The organism is Nocardiopsis sp. L17-MgMaSL7, assembly GCF_003182025.1.
Taxonomy (GTDB): domain Bacteria; phylum Actinomycetota; class Actinomycetes; order Streptosporangiales; family Streptosporangiaceae; genus Nocardiopsis; species Nocardiopsis prasina.
On the sequence record NZ_QGTF01000008.1, the window covers coordinates 51,900 to 71,498 of the forward strand.

Genomic DNA, 19,599 nt, shown 5'->3' on the forward strand with positions numbered 1-19,599 from the left:
CAGCGTGACCCTTCCGGTACCGACGGTGTGTGAACCATCGGACGGTGGTCGCCATCCCACTTCATCGGCCCCGCGTTCGCTGTCCCCATGTCTCTCGAGCGCGCCCTGGCCGATTCACCCGACAGCCCGACGATATGCCAAGCTTCCTCCGACGCGACGGCGAAGCAGCAGAGGGGAACCTCTCTTGAACAACGAAACACTCGACCGCCTGCGCCTGCCCGGGGCCTGGGTCCTGCTCGGTGCCCTGGGCGTCCACATGCTCGCCGGGCTCATCTCGGTGATCATCAGCTCCAGCGCACAGGGCTACAGCTTCCCGCTGGCGATGGTGGCGAACGGTGGCGACTTCTTCGGATTCACCGTCACTCTCCTGCTCGTGGTCGTGGTCGGCCTGGTGCTGACCAGCGAGCGGACCCGCCCCAACTCCTTCCCCGTGATCCTGACCTCGATGATCCTGGTCGGTGTCGGTCTGCTCTTCTGCCTGATCGCGTTGATCAGCGGCTTCATCGACATCCGTCCGGGTGAGGGCGGCATGGCGTTCGCCGGGTTCCTGGGCCGTGCGGCCCAGGGTGCGGTGCTGGGCTTCTTCGGGTTCTACCTGATCAAGATCTTCAACGACCCGACCGTGGTGCCCCGGGCGCAGCCGCAGCAGCAGATGTACAACCAGCAGCCGTTCCCGCCCGCGACCGGCGCGCAGCAGTCCTTCGCTCCGGCGGGCTACCCGTCCACCGACCCGGCCGTCGCCCAGCAGCAGGCCTACGGTTACGACGCCGCCGCCCAGCAGCAGGCCGCGTACGGTCAGGATGCCGCCGCTCAGCAGCAGGCCGCCTACGGTTACGACGTCGCGGGTCAGCAGGCCGCCTATGGTCAGGACGCCGCCGCTCAGCAGCAGGCGTACGGGACCGGCGCCCAGCAGGCCTACGGTCAGGACGCCGCTGCCCAGCAGCAGGCCGCCTACGGCTATGACGCCTCGGGTCAGCAGGCCGCCTATGGTCAGGACGCTGCCGCTCAGCAGCAGGCGTACGGGACCGGCGCCCAGCAGGCCTACGGTCAGGACGCCGCTGCGCAGCAGCAGGCCGCCTACGGCTATGACGCCTCGGGTCAGCAGGCCGCCTACGGTCAGGACGCCGCGGCCCAGCAGCAGGCCTACGGTTACGACACCTCCGGTCAGCCGCAGGCGTACAACTATGACGCCTCGGGTCAGCAGGCCGCCTACGGCCAGGACGCCGCCGCTCAGCAGCAGGCGTACGGGACCGGAGCCCAGCAGGCCTACGGCCAGGCCTACGACCCGTCGCAGTACGCGCCGCAGCCCGCCGTGGACCAGCAGGCCCAGGACGCCATCGCCAACGGCTGGTACCAGGACCAGGGCCAGCAGGGGCAGGAAGCCCAGGCCGAGCCCGGAGTTGAACCATTCTTTAACTCCGGGGAGAAGAGTGGGGCCGAGGCGGCCGACCAGAGCGGCGGCGCCTACGGCAACCAGTACGGCTCCGGCTCCGGATACGGCTCTGACCAGCAAGGACAGGGCGGAACCGACGGCCAGCAGAACTGGTACGGCAACGACGGCCAGCGCTGAACCGACTCGGTTCGCCACGCTCTCCACGCCTTGGGAAGGTACGTGAATTGCGTGGTAATCCACAAGACGGACATCGCGGGCCTGCCGTTGGAGGCGGGTTACATGATATTCAGTGGATTACCACGCAGCGCGCTTGACTCACAGTGATGCGCGCGCGTGTAATTCCAATGTGGGATTTTCGCCCGACCCGGGGGACGAAAAGGGTCGGGGACATCTATTGGGGGGCAACAGGAGGTGCGCATGAGCGAGGTCATCCCGCTGGCGCACGGCTCGGACGAAGATCTGGGCTGGCAGGAACGTGCCCTGTGCGCGCAGACCGACCCGGAGGCGTTCTTCCCCGAGAAGGGCGGCTCGACCCGGGAGGCTAAGAAGGTCTGCCAGTCGTGCGAGGTACGTGCGGAGTGCCTGGAATACGCGCTGGAGCACGACGAACGCTTCGGCATCTGGGGGGGACTCTCCGAGCGCGAGCGCCGAAGGCTGAAGAAGGCCGCCGGGGGAGATTTCGATTTCCTGGCGGACATGCTGTAGGGGTACGCGTCACGGCGCGTCCGGGCCACGAGCCCGGGCGCGCCTTTTTCATGTTTCATACCCTTCGGGCCCTTGGACAGGATTGGTCCGGCAGGTCCGCTGGGTGTCGAATGCGCCACTATGGGAGACCCTCGCGTCCCCGACCAAAATGATCCGTAATGGTGCGGGGTGGCGTATCGTGATGTCCCGCGTTCGCGTCCGCGAACCGCCCCGGCGCGCACAGGCGCCCACCGACCGTCCCGGTCGGCACATCCCGGGCCCGCGCACGGGCCCGCCCCTTCTCCCGGAGAGAACCGACCACAGCCGTGCTTGACCTGGATTCCGCCCGCCACGTCGTCACCGCGGTCATCGTGTCCCACGACGGCTCACGATGGCTGCCGGAAACCCTGTCCGCGCTCCGTGCCCAGACCCGCGCCGTACAGCGGGTCGTGGCCGCCGACACGGGCAGCACCGACGGCAGCCCCGACGTCCTCGCCGACCACCTCCCGGCCGACGCCGTCATCGACCTGCCCGCCCGCACCGGCTACGGCGACGCCGTCAAGGCCGCGCTGGACCTGCCCAGGTCCACCACCGAGGTGCACGGGTTCGAGGACGACGCCACCGAGTGGATCTGGCTGATCCACGACGACCTCACCCCGGAGAAGGACGCCCTCGAACACCTGCTCGCCGCCGCCGAACAGGACCCCCGCAGCGCGGTCCTCGGGCCCAAGCTGCGCGACTGGTTCGATCGCCGCCTCCTCGTTGAGGCGGGCGTCACCATCGACGGCGCGGGCCGCCGCGAGACCGGCCTGGAACAGCGCGAGTTCGACCACGGCCAGCACGACGGCACCCGCCAGGTCCTGGCGGTCTCCAGCGCGGGCATGCTGGTCCGCCGCGACGTGTGGGAACGCCTCGGCGGGTTCGACCCGGCGCTCCCGCTGTTTCGCGACGACATCGACTTCTGCTGGCGCGTGGGCGGGGCCGGGCTCCGGGTGCGCCTGGTCACCGACGCCGTCGCCTACCACGCGGAGGCCTCCGCACGCCGCCGCAGGCGGATCACCGCCACCCGCAACCACCCCCGCCGTGTGGACCGCAGGCACGCCGTGTTCGTGCTGCTCGCCAACCTGCCCGTCGGCGGCATGGTGTTCGCGTTGCTGCGCAACTCCGTCGGCTCGCTGCTGCGCGTGGTCATGTACCTGCTCATCAAACAACCGGCCAACGCGCTGGACGAGGCGGCCGCGATCACCCTCGTCTACGGCCGGCCGTTCCGCCTGGCCCGGGCCCGGTTCCGTCGCCGCCGCGACCGCCGCCGCACCTACAGCGCCATCCGGCCGTTCCTGGCCCGGGGGGTGGCCATGCGGCAGTTCGCCGACGCGGTCACCGGGATCCTCACCGGGGAGCGGATGACCGACACCGCGGGGCGGCACCAGGCGGTGACCGCGCCACCGGGCGAGGAGGACGACGGCCCCGCCGACGACTCCACGTCCTTCCTGCGGCGCGTGGTCCTCCAACCGGGGGTCCTGCTGGTCATCGGCCTGACCGTGGTGACGATCATCGCCGAACGCTCCCTCCTCCTCGGCGGGATGCTCGCGGGCGGGGCCCTGCCGCCGGTCACCGGCAACGCCCTCGACCTGTGGAACCTCTACCTGGCGGGACACCCGGACAGCGGCGTGGGCTCGTCCGGTGCCGTTCCGCCCTACGTCGGGTTCCTCGCACTGCTGTCCACCCTCACTTTCGGCCAGCCGTGGATCGCCGTCATGGTGATCCTCCTCGGCTGCGTCCCACTCGCCGGACTCACCTCCTACCTGCTCGCCCGTGAGGTACTGCGCTTTCGCCCGGCGCGCCTGTGGATGGCGGGGGCCTACGCCCTGCTCCCCATGGCCACCGGAGCCGTCGCGCAGGGAAGGCTGGGCACCGCCCTCGTCCACGCGCTGCTGCCGATCCTCGGCCTGCTGCTGGTCCGCCTGGTCTCGATGCCGCCCAAACCCTCGCGCAGGGCCGCCTGGGGGCTGGGCCTCGCGCTCACGGTGGCCACCGCGTTCGTGCCCATTGTCTGGCTGCTGTGCCTGGTCACCGGGGTTCTGGTCGCGGTCGCCTTCGGGCACCTCGGCCGCCGGATCTTCGTCAGCGTGGCCATCAGCCTGGGCACGCCCGCCGTGCTCCTCATGCCGTGGACCCTCGAACTCCTGCGGCACCCCAGCCTGTGGCTGCTGGAGGCGGGGCTGCACCGACCCGAGCTGTCCAACCCCGGGGCGACCCCCACCGAACTGCTCATGCTGTCCCCGGGAGGCCCCGGAACGCCCCCGTTCTGGGTGACCGCCGGTTTCATCGCCGCGGCCCTGTGCTCCTTGCTGCTGCTCCGCAACCGCATGCTGGTCGCGGCGGGCTGGAGCCTGGCCCTGTTCGGGATGCTCGTCGCCGTCCTGACCAGCAGGATCGTCATCGAACCCTACTTCGGTGGCCCGCCCGCGCAGGTCTGGCCCGGCGTCGCCCTGTCCTTCGCGTCCACCGCCGTCCTCCTGACGGCCGCCACCGCCGCCCGCGCCTTCGGGAACATGATCCGCCACGGAGGCCTGCGGAGGTACTTCGCTCTGGCCGTGGCCCTGCTCGCGCTGGCCACGCCGGTGTCGGCCGCGGCCCTGTGGATGTGGGAGGGAGTGGACGGGCCGGTCACCGCGAACGCGCCCCGCTCCGTGCCCGGGGCCCTGGAGAGCGTGAGCTCCGACGGCACCGAACCCCGCACGGTCATCGTCACCCCCGCCGAGGACGGCAGCGTCGACTACGTGGTGGTCCGGGGCCGCGAACCCCGGCTGGGGGAGGAGCGCATCGTCCCCGAACCCGCCAACCGCGCGGCCATGGACCAGGCCGTCGCCGAACTCGCGGCCGGCCAGGGCAGCGACCAGCTGGTGGCCCTGCTCGACCACGGCATCCAGTACGTGCTCTACCCCCGGCCGGAACTCGGCGGGCCCGCCGACGCCACCATGGTCGACACCCTCGACGGCACCCCGGGGCTCGGAAGGCAGTCGCTGTCCAACCACTACGGCCTCTGGCGGATCGCCGAACCCACCGGCGTGCTGCGCGTGGTCTCCGAGGACGGTCTCGAAGCCGAGGCCCTCCGGGTGGAGGGCTCCGCCGACCACCTCACCGCCGAGATCGGTGGAGGCCACACCGGTCGCAGCCTCGCCCTCGCCGAACCCGCTGACGGCGGGTGGCGGGCCACGCTGGACGGCGCCGACCTCACACCCGTCGAGACCGAGAACGGGACGCAGGCCTGGGCCCTCCCAGTGCACGGTGGCGAACTCCGGGTGTGGCACACCGACCTCGTGCACACCGCCTGGCGGATCACCCAGGGGGTGCTGCTGCTGATCGTGGCGGTGCTCGCGGCTCCGGGCGTGCGCACGGAGGAGGAGCGCCGACTCATCGAGGCCACCCCGATGCCCCGACCCCGTCGTCCCCGCCGCACCGGGAGGGCCCGCCGCGCGGCCCCGGAGAACGCGAGTGTCCAGGAGGAGAACCCGGAACCCGACCCCGGGCCGACCACCACCGGGTCCATCCCCGTCGTCCGAGGCAAGCGCCGGGGGACGAGGGGCACACGGAGGGCCGGAACCCGCCGGGCCTCCGGCAGGCGCCGCACCGAGGACGAGGGGTAGGACATGCGACTGATCGTGGAGAACCGGTTCGCCCTGTTCGGGCTGGTCGCGTTGGCGCTGCTCGCCCTGTTCGGGGTGGCGTTCGTGATCCGGCCGGTCAACGCCGAGCTCGGCGTGTCCGAGCCCGACACCGTGCGCCCGGACCTGGCCGCACGGGTCTGCCCGGCGCCCCACGAGTCGTCCGACGACGCCGACAGCTCGGTGGCGGCCTTCGCACCCCGGGTCAGCCGCGACGACGAGGGCGAACTGCGGGCCGTCCCCCTGGCCGAGGTGGACGAAGGCGGCGCCGGCGCCCAGACGCTCGGTGAGGAGCTCACCGAGCCCGGCCGGGTCTGGCGCACCGACACCGGGGACGCCACGCGGCCCACCGCCCTGCACGCCGAGGGCGCCCTCGCGTCCGGGCTCGACTCGGCGCAGACCACCGTCTCCGACGACGCCATCACCGAGGTCCGCTGCGCCGCGCCGTCGATCGGCACCTGGTTCGCCCTGCCCGGCGCCGACGACCCCGATGACGTCGACCTGGAGACCCTCACCGTGCACCTGGCCAACCCGGAGGACTTCCGGGCGACGGTCAGCGTCGACATCTACACCATGGAGGGCCCCTCCTACTCCCCGGAGAGCCGGGGCATCCACCTCGGGCCGGGGGAGTCGACCGAGCTCGACGTCACCGAACTGATCCAGAACACCGGATCGCTCGGTGTCCACGTGCGGACCAGCACCGGCCGCGTCGCCGCCTCGCTGCTCGCCGAACACTCCTCCGGCAACAGCGACTGGGTTCCGCCCACCCGCTCGCCCGACGAAGAGCACGTGATCCCCGGAGTGCCCGGGGGAGAGGGGACCCGCCGCCTGTTCGTGGCCGCCCCCGGCGACGAGCCCGTCGAGGCCCGCGTGCGCGTGGTGACCGAGGAGCCCAACGACACCGACGACGAGCCCCTCGTCCTGAACGTCCCCCCGGCCGCGTCCTCCTGGCTGACCCTGGAGAGCGCCCTCTCCGAGGCTCCCGGAACGGTCGTCGTCGAGGCCGACGGACCCGTCGTCGCCGGGGTGATCGCGGAGGCCGTCGACGGCAAGAAGGTCGTCGAGACCGCCTACACCGCCGCCGTCGACCCCCTCACCGGGCCCCTCGACACCACCGCTGTCATCCCGGACATGCCCGAGGACATCGACATGGAACTGGTCCTGGGCGCTCTCGACGAGGACGCCAGGGTCGTGGCCACCCCGATCGCCGCCGACGGGAGCATGGGCGACGCCGTCCGCGCCGAGGTCGCCGCCGGAACCACCCACGTCCTCGGCACGGACACCGACGGCTGGGGGGTTCCCTCGGGGGCTGACCCCGAGGACGGTTACGCGGTCCGCCTGGAGCTGCTGGAGGGCTCCGGCCCGGTCTACGCCGCGCGCGTGCTGCGCTCGGGGGACGCTCTCAGCGTCCTGCCCGTCACCCCCGCGCCGGTGTCGGTCCAACTCCCCGTGGTCCGGAACAGCATGACCGGCATCGTCCCCTGACCCTGCCTTCTCCGAAACCACTCAAAGCACGGAAACACTCTCGGGGTCGACCCTTTCACGGTCGGCCCCGAGTCTTCCATTCGTGACCTGTCCGAATTCTCCCAGGCCCAGTCGGGGCGGTGGCAGTGCGTCACGGAAACGTCCGGAACAGCCAATCGGCGTCTGCCATACTTGGCCCGGATCTGAGCCGGACGCGTCGGGAGGTTTTCGTGGGTGAATCGTTGACCGGGGACTTTGGTCCTCCGTGCGCGGATGTGGATCCCGTCGCCAGCGATATCGCGCCGAGTTCCGATTCACCGTCGCCCCCGGAGAAGGAGACCGAATCCGGCATCCCGGAGGTTTCGGAGGGCGCGGCCCAACCCACGGAGGTGGTCGAGGTTCCCGCCGATTCCCACGCGGCGGAAGCGTCGCACGGGGGAGTGGTGGCGGCCGTCGGCGGCCTGGAGGAGCAGGTGCGGAGATTCCACGTCCGCAGTGAGACCCAGGAACAGATCATCCGGCAGATGCAGGGGCGGATCGAGCAACTCCAGGGGGACCAGGTCCAGGCCCTGCTCAAGCCCGTGCTCCGCAGGTTCGCGGGACTGCACGCCCAGGCGGCCGAGGCAGCGGAGCGGGCGCGTGAACGAGGGGAGAAGGCCGAGAAGGACTTCGATTTCTTCATGGACGCCATTGAGGAGTCGCTCGGCCTCATCGACGTCGAATCCGTGGCCGCCGCGCCTTCCGCCGAGTTCGACCCCGCGAAACACCACGCGGCACGCGTCGTCCCCACCAGCGACGCCGAAATGGACAAGCGCGTCCATCGCGTCCTCCGCCAGGGATTCACCTATGTCGACGCTGGCCGGGTGTTCCTCCCGGCACAGGTGAGCGTTTACCGGTATCAGCCGCCTCAGTAGGGTGCTGCCGTCATGGTGAACCGGCGCGGACACTGACCGCGAACGGTCCCAGAGCGGTGCCATACGACCAATTCCCAAGAAGGAGTCCCACGTTGAGTGACAGCGTGTACGGAATCGACCTGGGTACGACGTACTCCGCTATTGCTCGGATCAATGATCTCGGGCAGGCCGAAGTCGTCCCCAACTTCGACAGCAACCCGACAACCCCCTCGGTGGTCTATTTCGAGGGTGCGAACAACATCGTCGTCGGTGAGGAGGCCAAGCGTGTGCAGCGGTCGGCCCCCGACCACGCCTGCTCGCTGATCAAGCGCCACATGGGTACCCCCTACCCCCTCGACTTCCACGGCGAGAGGTACACGCCGGAGAGCGTGTCCGCGCTGATCCTCAAGGAACTGGTGAACACGGCCAACAGCGAGAGCCAGCAGGACGTCAACAGGGTGGTCATCACCGTCCCCGCCTATTTCGGGGTCAAGGAGAAGGAGGCCACCCGGCAGGCCGGGCAGATCGCCGGACTGGAGGTGGTCGGCATCGTGACCGAGCCGGTGGCCGCCGCGCTCTCGCTCGGAATCCGCGGTGAGAGCGCGGAGACCGTCCTGGTCTACGACCTCGGCGGCGGCACCTTCGACACCACGGTCATGCGGGCGGAGGCGGGCCGGGTCGAGGTCGTCGCCGTCGACGGGAACAAGACCCTGGGCGGAGCGGACTGGGACACCGCGCTCTCCCAGCTGATCGTGGAGAAGTTCGTCGAGGCGGCCGGTCTGGGCGACGACGACCCCCTGCTGGACGAGGAGTTCGAGGCCGAACTGCTGGGTCAGGTCGAGGAGACCAAGAGGTCCCTGACCAAGCGGGAGAAGGCGACCGTCCGCTGCCGCTACGAGGACAGGGACGAGAAGGTCGAGGTCACGCGGGACGAGTTCGACGCCGCCACACGCCACCTGGTCGGGCAGACCCTGGAGATCGCCCAGCGGACCGTGGACACCGCCGAGCGGAAGACGCCGGGGCTGACGATCGACCGGGTGCTCTTGGTCGGCGGTTCGGCCAAGATGCCCATGATCGAGACCGCGCTGCGCGACCAGCTCGGCTGGGACCCGGCCCGTAGCGACTTCGACCTCGCTGTCGCCAAGGGCGCCGCCATCTACGGGCAGGCCGCCGTGGACGAGGTCCTGTCCACTGACGGCACCGAGGTGGCGGTGGCGGCCGACGCCGAGCAGAAGTACTTCCTCGGCGGCGCCAAGGCCCTCAGCGTCACCAACGTCCTCTCGCGCGGTCTCGGCGTCCGCTTCCACGACGTGGATAAGGACGAGGCCTTCATCAGCTTCCTCGTGCACGCCAACGACTCCATTCCCGTGCGACTCGACCCCATCACGGCCCGGACCATCGTGGACAACCAGAGCGAGGTCGAGATCGGGCTCTACGAGCAGGGCGGTGAACTCGAGTCGCGGTCCCCGGAGGACAACCAGCTCCTCCAGGAGAAGTCGCTGGAGATCCCGCTCATGCCCAGGAAGTCGCCGATCGAGATCACCCTCACGGTGACCGCCGAGGGGCTGGCCCGGGTCACGGCCTTCGAGCCCACCGGTAACCGGACCATCGACGTCGAGGCACAGGTCTCGGTCCTCTCGCAGGACGAGGTCGAGCAGGCGGCCAAGCAGGTCTCCGGCCTCGCGCTGCGTTCCTGACAAGGCCGGGCCGGAGGCACTGGAGGCAAGGGTGGCGTTGGACGCCAAGCAGTACAGGAAGTCGGTCCTCGTCCCGCTGGAGAAGGACAAGGACCGGATGGCGGTGCTCCAGCAGGCCATCCGGGACCTCCAGGGGACGGACGGGGCCACCGCTCTGGCCCGGCTGGACATGGCCGAGCTGTTCGCCGTGGAACCCTCGATGGCCGGGGCGGAACTGGAGAAGCACCTCGGCAGTGTCGAGGCGGCGTTCAACAGCCCCATCGTCAAGAACAAACGCTCCGCGCAGCTGCTGAAGAAGCTGCTGGAGCTGATGCGGCAGGCCGACGTGGCGGTCACCGACCCCGCCTTCTGGTCCGGGATGGCCAAGGCGCGGACCAGCGCCATGCGGACGCGGCTGGACGGGTTCGCCCGGGCGGTGGCACAGGAGCACCCGCTGAAGGTGGTGCTGTCCGACCAGGTCACCGAGCTGGCCTCCAGTACCGGCCTGACGGGTGTGGCCAGGAGCGACCTGGTCGACGCGCTCTCGGCACACGGGGTGCGGATCACCGACGACTTCGAGGTCCCCAGGGTCAGGGTGCCCCCGGCGGTACGCGTGGTGACCGACTTCCCCGAGTTCCGGACCCTGGTGGACGTGGTGACCCGGCCCGAGCAGCATGAGGGGATCCGGGTCGTCGACGAGCTCTCCCGTGGCGAGCCCGCACGGGTCCTTGGCCCGGACGACGTGGCCCGGGCCAAGGAACTGCTGCAACGGCAGGAGGCCCGGGTCGAGGAGGGCGCCCGCCAGGCGGCCCAGAACGGGCTGGCGGCCCTGGCCGAGTGCGCCTCGCCCGCCGAGCTGCACGCGCTGGCCCTGTGCTCCCTCGCCGAGGCGGTCGAGCGCCTGCTGCGTCGTGGTCTGCCGCGGGTCACCGTGCACGAGAAGCTGTGCGAGTGGGGCGTGGACCACACCGACGCGGCGCGGTTGGTCACCAAACTGTCCGCCTCCACGAAGGTCCTCAGCCCGAACGACGTCGCCGACCGGTTGGCCGTCGGGGCCCTGGGTGAGGCGCGCAGACTGCTCGACAGCCTTCCCGGGCCGGAGCGCGAGGAGAGCGTCGAACGGGAGCGTCTGGCGAAGCGGGTCGAGGTCGCCGAGCGGAAGAAGAACCAGAGCGTCGCGCGCTACGAGACCGCGGTCAGGTCCGGGGACTACGCGGCCGCCGCGGCGGCCCTGCGGGAGGCCCTGGCCGTGGACACCCGCGACGAGGAGCTGCGCAGGCGGCTCCAGGGGCTGCCTCCCCCGCCCCCCGCGAACCTGTCGTTGAGGGCGGACGGCCAGGCTCTCGTGGTGTCCTGGAGCGCGGACGGGGAGGGAACGGCCCGCTACGCGGTGGTGCGGGCGGCCGACGGCGTCCCCGCCAATCCCCAGGACGGCGAGCTTCTCGCGAACGGCTTCACGGGCACGCTCTTCCGCGATGAGAGGCCCCCGGTCGGTACCCGGGTGCGTTATTCGGTGTTCGCCACCCGCGACGGTGCCCTCTACTCGGCCCCGGCCACGGACACCTGTGAGGTCCTACCCGCACCGTTCGACCTGGGGGCCTCCTCCGGTTCCTCACGGGTGTCGCTCTCGTGGGGGGTGCCGCCCGAGGCCCTCGGCGCGGTCGTGACCCAGACGGCCCCGGACGGGAGCCAGAGGACGCACCGTCCCACGACACCCGGCCGGATGACCGTCACCGGGCTGACTCTGGGTACCAGGTACCGGTTCTCCGTCGCCGCCGTCTACCTGACGGAGGGCGGCCAGCGGCGGGAGTCGGCCACCGTCAGCACCTACGCGACACCGCGGGGCTCCATCCAGGCTGTGGAGGACCTGCGGATCGAGTCGACCCCGGAGGCCCACCGGGCCAGTTGGCCGACCGTCACCGGCTACTCGGTCGAGCTGTGGGCCCTGCCGGTCAGCGCGCGGGTCGAGTCCGGAACCCGGCTCACCCAGGCCGGTCTCTCCGGCATGCGCGGCCGACGGCTGACCCTGCGCCCGGGAGGGGAGAGCGGCGGGCGTACCACGTGCGAGTTCGATTCACTTCCGGAGGTCAACCTCCTGGTCCCCGTGACCGTGGACGGTGACGGCGGACTGGTCGGCACCGCCCAGATCACCGGTTCGGCTCCGCAGGTGAGGACACCGACCGTCGAGAGGCTGGGCGACGAGCTCCGGCTGTCCTGGGAGTGGCCCGAGGGCGACCACCTGATCGAGGTCGGCTGGAAGGCGGGCGGTCAGCAAACCACCCGCAGGGTTTCCCGAACCGTCTACAACGACGGCGGCGGGGTCCGCATCCCGGACGCGGACTCGGTCAGCGACATCACCCTGGCCACCGTGGTGCGGACCGGAGACCGGGAATGGGCGTCCGCGTCCCTCGCTGTCGCGTTGAGCGGACCCACGCCCAAGGTGCGCTACTCCCTGGAGGTCAGGCGCTCCTGGATGGGCGGGAAGGGGACCGTCAGGGTGACCGCCCAGTCCCCGGAGTACCGGGGGCGGATCCTGGTCCTCACGGTCCTCAAGGAAGCGAAGTTCATGCCGGGTGGCGCCTCGGACGGAACCGTGATGGACCGCCGCGAACTGGACTTCACCGACCAGAGTTCCCTCTCCTTCGAACTCAAGCTGGGAAAGGTCGCCACCCCGTTCTGGGTGCGGCTCTTCGTCGAACCGGGCAGTGGCGCCCGGTTGCAGGATCCCCCGACAAGCCAGATGCGAGGCTGAGCGCAGTGCTCTTCACAACGACGGCCCCGTGCCCGTACTGCTACACCGAGATCAACCCCCGGAAGCTGGCCTACCGGTGCTCGGGGCGGCACGCGGCCGGCAGGACCCCCTGCGAGAAGAAGGCCGACCCGGCTCGCGGCAGGCACTTCAACGACACCAACGGGTACTGGCCCGTCATCGGGTCGGAGAAGCCCGGCAAGCTCCTGGGCGGGGTCCCCAAACCCGGCCTCTCCGGCAACTGTGAGAACTGCGGGTCCGAGCCCGGGCCGCCGGTGTGCCCGGAGTGCCATTCGCTCCTGCCCTCCGAATACGGTGCCGACTCCGCCCTCTTCGGCATGGTCGGTGTCCGAGGGGCGGGCAAGACCGTCATGCTCTCGATCCTGGACGCCGAACTCCAGACCTCCGTCGCCGACCGCTTCGACGCTGCCATCGACGCCCCGGGCGGCAAGTCCGGGCTCACTCGGGACCTGCGGGTCTACCACCAGCTCATGAGCGAGGGGAGCGGGACCGTTCCCGGGCAGACCCAGGAGAACCGCACCGGCAGGAAGGAACCCGCGGTCTACTCCTGGCGGTACACGAAGAAGGGACCGTTGGGGACCTCCCGGACCGCCTCCACGGTCTTCTCCTTCTACGACAACGCGGGTGAGGACTTCGCGACCACCGACGCGGCCATGACCCAGCGCTACCTGGGTGCCACCTCCGGGGTCATCCTGCTGCTGGATCCCTTCGGTTTCCCGGAGAACCACAAACGGGCGGTGGACAAGGGGGCGGGTTACATGGAGACCGGCCCGGAGGAGGTGATCGACGCCATCACCGCCGTCCTGCGCGCCACGGGGAACGTCAAGCGGACGAAGAAGATCAAGCAGCCCATCGCGGTGGTGGTGTCCAAGATCGACGCCTTCTTCGACCAGATCGAGGAGGACCACCCGCTGCGCAGCCCCTCGTCGAAGCGGCCGGTGTTCGACGAGTCCGAGGGACAGACCGTGCACGACCACGTGGGCCTGCTGATCCAGCAGTGGGGAGGAGCCGGACTCCTCCGCAAACTCGAGCACAACTACACCTCATTCCGGCTCTTCGGAGCCTCCGCCCTGGGCGCCGAACCGGACTACGCCTCCCAGCGCGTGAACCAGCGCGGCCTGTTGCCCCATCGCATCGCCGAACCGCTGCTCTGGCTCATGGCGATGCGCGGTTTCCTTCCGTCGACGGGAGCGTGAGATGGCCTTCGAGACAGCGACCTACACCGACGTCATGGCGGGTGAGGCTGTCGACGGCGTCGACGGCTTCAACTTCCAGGCGGTCTCCCCGGGAGTGACCGGGGTGGACCAGCAGCGCATCCGGGAGGGGCTGCTCCACCGGGTGGTCCCCTCCTGGGACCTGGGCCACGACGCGCTCGACCACCCGCCCACGTGCGCCTTCGAGGTCCGGGACGGGCGCAGCTACCTCTCCCGGGGCAGGTCCTCCGGCATCACCAACAGCGGCCGTCCCGGCAACCAGGTCACCCAGGTCATCACCACCTCCGACCCGGACGACTTCATCCCCTACCGTCCCGCCCAGCTCTACGGGGCCCTCCAGTGGACCCTGGAGAAGGCACCCGGACCCGACCCCGACCCGTGGGTGACCCCCTTGGAGGTCCGCCCCGAGTTCGAGGTGGACGCCCTCCAGGAAATGGTCACCGGCGACGCGTGGGCGACGCGGGTTCTCCCGCACTACCTGACGATGATCGACGCGGCCCTCGGGCCCACACCGACCAAGGCGGTGCTGCTGCACACCGACCTCGACGAGGTGATGCGCTGGATCGCGCTGGGCACGCTCTTCATGGAGGCCGAACGCGCCCGAACCCTCAACTTCCGGGCGTTGGTGGACGATCCGTGGCGTGTCGACGCCCTCCTGGTGGGGGTCAGCCCCGAGTTCGGCGGGGGCGACCTCGGTTCCGCCCATGTCCTGGACCTGGCGAACCGCACGGTTCCCGACATCGAGCCGAGCGACGTGGCACGGGCTCGGGCCGAACTGTTCACCGGACACGACGCCGCCGACGCCCTGACCGCCGTGGAGGTCGCGCGGCGCTGGGAGACGGTGCTCGGCCCGCAACTGGCCAACGACGCCGCCCGACTGGTCGCTGTACCCGACCCCGAGACCGACGGGGCCCGTGCGTGGCGTACCGCGGTCTCGGCGATCGAGCGGTTGGCGCGGGCCGGGCTGGAGGACGACCTGGCCCTGTACGGGGAGGAACTGGGTGAGGCCGCCGTCACCTACGGACCGACCACGGCGGAGGAGTTCGCCCTGGCGGGACGGGCCGTTCGGCACGCGCACGACCTCGGGCTGGACGAGGTGGCTCGCGCCGTCCTCCTGCCGGTGCTCGAGGCGCTCACCGCCGTTCCCGCGCTCGCCGGTTCCTTCGCCCGGGAGCTCTCCGGGGCGCGGGTTCCCGTGGAGTGGGAGTCGGAGGAGGAGCGTTCGGCGGCCGGAGGGTTCCTGGACGCCGTGCTCGCCGCGGCCCCGACGGAAAGCCTGCCCGACCTTTTCGGAGCGGCCGGAGCGATCGGCGCCCCGGTGACGGAGGAGGCCCGCGCGGCCGCCGCCGAGACCCTCTCAGGGCTGTGGCTCACCGACCCGGGACTAGGCCGGGACAGGTGGCGGCTGTGGCTCGGCGGCCCGGAGGTGGCGGCGGCCACCGCACGGCGCCTCGCAAACGCGTTCCACGCGAACGAGGGCTGGGCGGTCGACGCGCTGATCCGTGGGGACTGGGACTTCCTCGTGTGGGAGACCGACAGCTCCGACTTGCGCGGCTGGATCCAGGCCGGGAGGATCAGTCGTCTGCCCCTCGCCGAACGCCGTGAGCGGATCGCCACCTCCCTGCTGATCCCAGCGGAGGCGTGGCAACTGGCCCTTGGCGGCTCCGAGGTGCGGGACGACCCCGCACTGTGGGCGTCGTGGGTCCACCGTCACGGCTTCACCAACTCCCTGCTGTCCAAACTGAGGTCGGCGGTGAGGGAGGCCCTGTCGCCCGCCCCGGGATCCGAGGCGGAGAAGGTTGACTGGGGTCCGCTTCTGGAGGCTCTCAGAGATGCCCCCTTGAACGAACTCGCCCAATGGTCCGAGGACTATCTCCGGGCGCGGGGGACCCTCGAGGCCGCGCGGGCGAAGAGCCGAGACGAAGCGGACCTGACCCTCGACACGGACCTGCTCAAGCTCCGGCCGATGGCCCCCCTCCTGCTGGACGACATCGGGCGTGAGCTCCTGCGCTCCCAGGGCCAGGCCACGGTCGGTCAGGACGGGGACGATCGGGAGAGGGCCGAGAGCGAGACGGCCTCTCGTGACGGAGCCGATCGAGAGAGGCGGGACAGGCTCGCCCTGGCGGTCGTCCCATGGGGGCCGGCGGCGATACGGGTCCACCTGCAACGCGAGGCGGACCGGAGCCGGGACCCGCGCGTGGTCGACCGGGCCCTGCGGCTGCTCTCCGATCCCGACCGGAAGGTGTCCGAGGCGGCCGACGCCGCGCTGACGGGGATCGCCCATTCGCAGCCTGACCTGATCCGCGAGGTCAGGGGCAGGTTCCGGTTCCGCAGTGAACTGGACAGGTACCTCAGGGGACGGCCGGTCGGATCGGGAGACCGGCGCAGGACGAACCATCCGTTCGGCTGGGGGAGGGGGAAGTAGATGCCGCAGCTCATACTGATCCTGCTCCTGATCGGCCTGGCGATCGCCGCCGTGATCATCGTGATCTACCTGGTCATCATGATCGTCTGGACGCTCGTCGCCCTCGTCCTTCGGATCGTCGCGTGGGTATTCGTCCTCTGGCTCGGATCCTCCCTGGTGGGCCTGGTCGGCGGTGTCGTCCGGGGTGTGGTCCTGCCCCCGTTCGTCCTGGCGGGCAGGGAGGAGGAGCAACCCGGGATCGCCACACCCGAGGCGGTGAAGGCGGGACGGGTGCTCGGTGCGGCGCCCCGTGGTCAGGCCAGCTGGGACTACGCCTGGCCGATCTACGTCCCCTACCAGGCCAAGCGGGACGCCAACGCCGTCCTGGCGGCGGCGAAGCGGATCAGTCGCGACGCCTTTCGCTCCGCGTTCGACTCGTGGATCCTCGGGGCTCTGCTTCTGCCGGTCGTCACCGGATATGCCTTGGGCCTGTGGGTGTCGGTCCTGACCTGGTACTTGCTGATGCGTCTCCTCGGCGGGGTCGTGCACCTCGTCCAGACGCTCGGGGTCAGGGTGTACCGCTGGTCCGGTCACCTGGCCCAGCGGCGCAGGAAGGCCGAGCTCCGCTGCGTCAAGTGCTACCGGGTCACGCTGACGCCGAGCTACCGGTGCGCCAACCCCGATTGCACGGCGATCCACCGCGATGTCCGTCCGGGCCCCCTGGGTGTCTCCCATCGGCGGTGCGGATGCGGAACCCGTATCCCGGTCACGGTCAGTAGGGCGGCCCGCCAGCTGACCGCTCTCTGCCCCCTCTGCGATGAGGACGCTCCGGAGGGAAGCGGTACTCGGCGGGTCCTGCCGGTGCCGGTCATCGGAGCCGTCAGCGCGGGCAAGACCCAGTTTCTGACCGCCGGTGTGGTCGAACTGGCCCACCAGGTCGAGTCGCTCTCGGGCACGCTCACCCCGATCTCCCCGGGAGCCGAGGACTTCGTTCGGGCCGCCGCCACCGCCGTCGCCAACGGTCGGAGGGTGGCCAAGACGGCCTGGGACGACCGCCCCGAGGGGGTTCCGCTCATGCTGTCGGTGCGGGGGCGCGAGGCCGAGGTCCACTTCATGGACGCGGCGGGGGAGAACTTCGTCGACTGGGACCGGTCGGGCTCCCTGGGCTACCTCGACACAACCGACACCCTGCTGTTCATCCTCGATCCCCTGGCCCTTCCCGCAGTGCGCGAGCGGCTTCGGCGGGCCAACGAGGGGGACACGGTCCCGCTCGCCCAGGGCGATCAGGAGGACGCCTACGCCAGCGTGGTCGACCGGCTCCGGGCGTCGAGAGTGCCGTTGGACGCCAAACGCCTGGCGGTCGTCCTGACCAAGCTCGACGTGCTCCAGCGGATCCCGGACACCGACGGACCCGACCCCGAGGAGCGCGACTCGGTCCGGGAGTGGCTGAGGGCCAACGGGGCGCGCGGTCTTGTTCGGCGCATTGACCAGGACGACTTCCGGAACGTCGGCTACTTCGCGGTGAACTCGCTCGGGGCCCGGGACGGCTCCGACCCGTCCCACCCCGTCCGGGTCTTCGACTGGGTGCTGCGCTCGGCCGACCCGAGGCTGGCCGTGGTGTCGGCGCGAACATCCGGGACGGAAGAGGAGGGGAAGGCCGCGTGAACGGCATGAGGGACGGTATCCCGCTGGTCTACCGGACGTTCCGCAACTCGTGGACGGTCCTGCACGTCCTGCTCGTGCTCGTCGGCGTGGGCGCGCTGGTCTGGTGGTGGCGGGAGGGCAACCTCGTGATGCTGCTGACGGCCTTCCTCGAAGGCCTGCTCACCATCCAGAGGAACGTCGGTGGTCTGGTCCCCTGGCCGTGGAGTGGCTGGTAGGCAGCCGCCCGCAGGCAACCCCCACCGGCTCGTGGGGCGGGGGCTGGTGGGGTGGATGTGGGTAGTGAGGGGAGAGGGATCGGCTGGAGGGGGAGTCATGGTGGAGATGGACCTGGTGTCGCTGGGTGACGACCGGTGGACGCTGACGGTGGAACGGAACCTGGGGTACCCGTCGGAGGCGGTGTGGCGGGCCATCACAGAGCCCGAAGGGCTCAGCCGTTGGTACCCGATGGCGGTCGAGCGACTGGACCTGAGGGTCGGCGGGGAGATCGCCTTCCGGGACGAGGAGGGCGGGGAGACGACGGCCGTGGTCACGGAGGTCGAACCGCTGCGGGTGTTCGGCTTCCGGGAGTTCGATCCGGAGACGGGAGAGCACCAGCTGCGCCTCACCCTGGAGGGTGACGGCCGACTGGTGCTGGCTCACACGTTCACGGGCAGGGAGTGGGCGGAGCGCACCACGGTGGGGTGGCGCGCCTGCCTGAACGAGCTGGAGAACTCCCTGAGGTGATCAGTTCTCCGGGTCGACGGACTCGGGTTCGACTCCGAGGAGGTTGGCCACTTCCTCCACGACGGCCTCGTGGACCAGGAGGGCCAGTTCCTCGGGGTCCTTGGTCCGGATCTCCACGGGACGCCGGTAGACGATGATCCGGGCCCGGCCGGCGGGGTCGCTCTCCAGGCGGGAGAAGGGGATCGCCTCGGCGAGGTCGCCGTGGAGCGGAACCGGGGGAACGTCCTCCACGAGGAAGTCGACGTTCGCCAGCTCACGCGCCCACAGGCGTTCCAGGCGTTCGACGGCGTCGAGGACGAGATCGTCGAAGGCCTGCGCTCGGCTCCGGGAGACGGGCAGGTCAGACGGCACGAGAGGACCGCGGATGCCTCGACCCCGGCGGTCCCGGCGCCGCACTCTGTCTGGTTGGCCACTGGAAAGGCGCACTCGTCGCACACTTCGAGACTAAGCCATCACGGGCGCTGCGCGAAGTCCCGGCGCCTGGGAAGAATCGGGACGCCGACCCACCGGGTCAAGAACAGTCGCCCAAAAACTGTGCAGGTCATGGGACGATGCTGGCGTGTCCCTCGGTAAAGGCATACAGTCAAACGCTGTGAGCCATGTTCGACGCTGTTCCCGCACCGCGTGCAGGCAGCCCGCCGTATTCACGCTCACGTACGTCTACGCCGACTCCACCGCCGTCCTCGGTCCGCTCGCCGCCTACGTGGAACCGCACTGTTACGACCTGTGTGCGATCCACGCCGAACGGTTGACCGCGCCGCGTGGCTGGGAGGTCGTTCGGCTTCCGGTCGAGACGTCGGGAGGAGGTCCCGGCAGTGACGACCTGGAGGCCCTGGCCGACGCCGTACGTGAGGCGGCGCGGCCGCCCGCGCGCCAAGAGCCGTCCCCCGGTGAGCCCGTGGGGGAGGGGCACGAGACGTTGCGCCGGGGTCACCTGCGCGTGGTCAAGTCCGACCGGGGCGAGCAACGCCCGCCACACCACCCGAACGGCTGACCCGGTCCGCTCTTGCTAGTTTTGTACGGCGCTCGAACAACGGGGCGCTGG

14 protein-coding genes are annotated in these 19,599 nt (G+C 70.5%); 13 read left to right on the forward strand and 1 reads right to left on the reverse strand.

Translation table 11 applies throughout. The features are described from left to right. Positions 1-184: 184 nt before the first annotated feature. The 12 genes from BDW27_RS15600 to BDW27_RS15655 all read left to right on the forward strand — a co-directional run bounded on the left by BDW27_RS15600 (position 185) and on the right by BDW27_RS15655 (position 18,554). Positions 185-1,570 (forward strand): hypothetical protein, encoded by a 1,386-nt coding sequence (locus BDW27_RS15600; RefSeq protein ID WP_110049881.1) that lies wholly within the window; start codon positions 185-187, stop codon positions 1,568-1,570. A 240-nt stretch (positions 1,571-1,810) separates the two neighbouring features. Continuing rightward, a complete protein-coding gene (locus tag BDW27_RS15605; RefSeq protein WP_014908913.1) occupies positions 1,811-2,098 on the forward strand; it encodes a WhiB family transcriptional regulator in 288 nt (95 codons plus the stop codon). A gap of 305 nt (positions 2,099-2,403) precedes the next feature. Next, positions 2,404-5,727 (forward strand): glycosyltransferase family 2 protein, encoded by a 3,324-nt coding sequence (locus tag BDW27_RS15610; protein ID WP_110049883.1) that lies wholly within the window; start codon positions 2,404-2,406, stop codon positions 5,725-5,727. A gap of 3 nt (positions 5,728-5,730) precedes the next feature. Further along, the gene (locus BDW27_RS15615) at positions 5,731-7,230 is read left to right on the forward strand and encodes a DUF5719 family protein (RefSeq protein WP_110049884.1); all 1,500 of its coding nucleotides are present in this window, start codon (positions 5,731-5,733) and stop codon (positions 7,228-7,230) included. Between the two features lie 368 nt (positions 7,231-7,598). Continuing rightward, positions 7,599-8,123, forward strand: coding sequence for a nucleotide exchange factor GrpE (gene grpE, locus BDW27_RS15620; protein WP_233515774.1), 525 nt, complete (start codon positions 7,599-7,601; stop codon positions 8,121-8,123). Positions 8,124-8,215: 92 nt separating this feature from the next. Next, positions 8,216-9,799, forward strand: a complete 1,584-nt coding sequence (locus tag BDW27_RS15625) for an Hsp70 family protein (protein ID WP_110049886.1) — start codon at positions 8,216-8,218, stop codon at positions 9,797-9,799. A gap of 31 nt (positions 9,800-9,830) precedes the next feature. Continuing rightward, positions 9,831-12,530, forward strand: a complete 2,700-nt coding sequence (locus BDW27_RS15630) for a hypothetical protein (protein WP_110049888.1) — start codon at positions 9,831-9,833, stop codon at positions 12,528-12,530. A 5-nt stretch (positions 12,531-12,535) separates the two neighbouring features. Continuing rightward, a complete protein-coding gene (locus BDW27_RS15635; protein ID WP_110049889.1) occupies positions 12,536-13,744 on the forward strand; it encodes a hypothetical protein in 1,209 nt (402 codons plus the stop codon). A gap of 1 nt (position 13,745) precedes the next feature. Next, positions 13,746-16,187 carry a hypothetical protein gene (locus BDW27_RS15640; RefSeq protein ID WP_110049891.1) on the forward strand — a complete coding sequence of 814 codons (2,442 nt, stop codon included), beginning with the start codon at positions 13,746-13,748 and terminating at the stop codon, positions 16,185-16,187. After that, the gene (locus BDW27_RS15645) at positions 16,188-17,831 is read left to right on the forward strand and encodes a hypothetical protein (RefSeq protein WP_110049893.1); all 1,644 of its coding nucleotides are present in this window, start codon (positions 16,188-16,190) and stop codon (positions 17,829-17,831) included. It abuts the gene before it with no gap. Positions 17,832-17,836: 5 nt separating this feature from the next. Beyond that, positions 17,837-18,046 carry a hypothetical protein gene (locus tag BDW27_RS15650; RefSeq protein ID WP_040692952.1) on the forward strand — a complete coding sequence of 70 codons (210 nt, stop codon included), beginning with the start codon at positions 17,837-17,839 and terminating at the stop codon, positions 18,044-18,046. 97 nt (positions 18,047-18,143) lie between these two features. Then, entirely contained in the window at positions 18,144-18,554 is a 411-nt protein-coding gene (locus BDW27_RS15655) for an SRPBCC domain-containing protein (RefSeq protein ID WP_110049894.1), read from the forward strand. Here the strand turns inward: BDW27_RS15655 and BDW27_RS15660 are convergent, their stop codons facing one another. After that, on the reverse strand, positions 18,555-18,950 hold the full coding sequence (locus tag BDW27_RS15660) for a metallopeptidase family protein (RefSeq protein ID WP_026128887.1): 396 nt from the start codon (positions 18,948-18,950) through the stop codon (positions 18,555-18,557). A gap of 196 nt (positions 18,951-19,146) precedes the next feature. Here BDW27_RS15660 and BDW27_RS15665 point away from each other — a divergent pair, with 196 nt between their 5' ends. Next, on the forward strand, positions 19,147-19,548 hold the full coding sequence (locus BDW27_RS15665) for a DUF3499 domain-containing protein (RefSeq protein ID WP_017542446.1): 402 nt from the start codon (positions 19,147-19,149) through the stop codon (positions 19,546-19,548). Positions 19,549-19,599: the final 51 nt, after the last annotated feature.